Source organism: Vibrio sp. Vb0304, from assembly GCF_033338995.1.
Taxonomy (GTDB): domain Bacteria; phylum Pseudomonadota; class Gammaproteobacteria; order Enterobacterales; family Vibrionaceae; genus Vibrio; species Vibrio alginolyticus.
In genome coordinates this window covers 1-2,101 of the sequence record NZ_JAWOTT010000065.1, presented here as the reverse complement: position 1 = coordinate 2,101, position 2,101 = coordinate 1, and the positions used below count along the sequence as shown (strand labels likewise).

Below are 2,101 nucleotides of genomic sequence, written 5' to 3'. Positions count from 1 at the left end.
GGAGGTTTTTTATTTTCTGTAAGAAAAGCTAGAAAGGATATCGGATGCAAGGATGGCTGGTGGTTCCCGTTTCTTTGGCGTACTTGGGAGCCCTATTTATAATCGCGTGGTACGGAGACATACAAAAGCGCTGGCTCGCCCGTTGGCGACCGTGGATTTATAGCCTCTCGATTGCGGTGTACTGTACCTCGTGGACCTTCTACGGCACGGTCGGACAGGCGAGCAGCAATCCTTGGTCTTTCTTGCCCATCTATATCGCGCCGATTTTGGTGTTTACTATCGGATGGCGGGTTCTGGCTCGACTCATTCTGATCGCGAAGCGCGAACACATCACTTCCATCGCTGATTTTATTGGTGCCCGTTACGGAAAATCGCAAGGCTTGGCGGTGGTCGTCACATTGATTGCGGTGGCAGGGATCTTGCCTTACATCGCCTTGCAGCTGCGTGGCATCACCATGGGGTTGGAGATCATCGCCCCGGAACTGGCGACCGATTTTGGTTATCAGAATGACAGCGTGTCTTGGTTTGTGGTGGTGGCACTGGCCATTTTTACCATGTTGTTTGGTACTCGCCATATTGATAACACCGAGCATCACCGTGGGATGATGATGGCGATCGCGTTCGAATCCATCATCAAATTGCTGGCGTTTTTGGTGGTGGGGATTTTCATTGTCTGGTTGGCGATGAGCACGGAAAACTTGAGTCTGGTTGAAGTGGCTTCTGAAACCTACCAGTCGCCAAACATTCCAACCTTATTGATTCATACTGTGCTGACCATGTTGGCAATTGTCTGTTTGCCGCGCCAGTTTCACACCATGGTGGTGGAAAATGAACGTGCGCAAGACTTGCACGTTGCGCGTTGGTTGTTCCCGCTGTATCTGATTTTGATGGGCGTATTTGTGTTGCCAATCGCGTGGGTCGGGCAAGGGTTATTGAGCGGAACATCTGCCGATACTTACGTGATCAGTGTGCCGATGGCGGTGGGGGCAAGCGAGATTGCGTTACTGGCGTTTTTGGGCGGTACTTCGGCGGCGAGCGGTATGGTGATTGTTTCAACCATTGCTTTGGCGATCATGGTATCGAACGACTTAGTGATGCCGCTGATATTACGCCGAATGCGCTTGGCGCAGCGCAACCATCACCACTTTTCTGAGCTTTTGCTGCGTATTCGCCGCGCTCTAATTCTGATTTTGTTGATTGGTGCATGGGGATTTTATCAGGCCTTAGATAGTATCCACTCACTCTCTGCGATAGGTTTTCTCTCGTTTGCAGCCATTACCCAGTTTGCTCCTGCATTGATTGGCGGTATGTATTGGCGTCAGGGTAACAAGAAAGGCGTTTATGTTGGCCTCGCGGTCGGTTTTACGATTTGGTTGATTACCTTAATGAGCCAAACCGCCATGTTGGCTGGTAATGCCAGCAACAACTTTTTGATTTGGTTAATCACGCCGCCAGAGATGCTGTCGCGCTTCGGCATTGCGATTTCGGATTGGGGCATGATCATGAGTGTGGTGGCGAACGCGGTGTGTTTTGTCGCGGTGTCTCTGGCGACGCGTCCAAGCCTAAGTGAGCGCTTACAGTCGGCGTCTTTTGTCGGAACACCGCTGCCTGAAAGCGAAAACATCAGCTTGTATCAAAGTCGTGTTACCGTTGCTGAGCTGGAAATGCTTGCCTCACGCTTTGTTGGCCGCACTCGGGTGAAAGTGGCTTTCCAAGCCTATTGGAGCCAGCAGCGAGAGGAGTTGTTACCGAACCAACAAGCGCCGTCTTCGTTGATTCGTCACACTGAACGCGTATTGGCTGGGGTGTTTGGTGCCTCTTCTGCTAAGTTAGTACTTACTTCTGCGTTGCAAGGCAGAAATATGCAGCTTGAAGAAGTCGCAACCATCGTTGATGAAGCTTCCGAGTTGTACGACTTTAGCCGCGGATTACTCCAAGGGGCGATTGAACATATCGGCCAAGGGATTGCGGTGGTCGACAAACAACTGCGGCTGGTGGCGTGGAACCAGCGTTACCTAGAGCTGTTTGTATTCCCACCCGGATTGATTCAAGTCGGCCGACCGATTGCTGATGTGATTCGCCACAATGCTGAGCAAGGTTT

1 protein-coding gene is annotated in these 2,101 nt (G+C 51.3%); it reads left to right on the top strand.

What is annotated here, in order from left to right:
- Positions 1–44: 44 nt before the first annotated feature.
- A partial coding sequence (locus R7P35_RS23740) for a PAS-domain containing protein (protein WP_318092774.1) occupies positions 45–2,101 on the top strand: 2,057 nt, incomplete at its 3' end.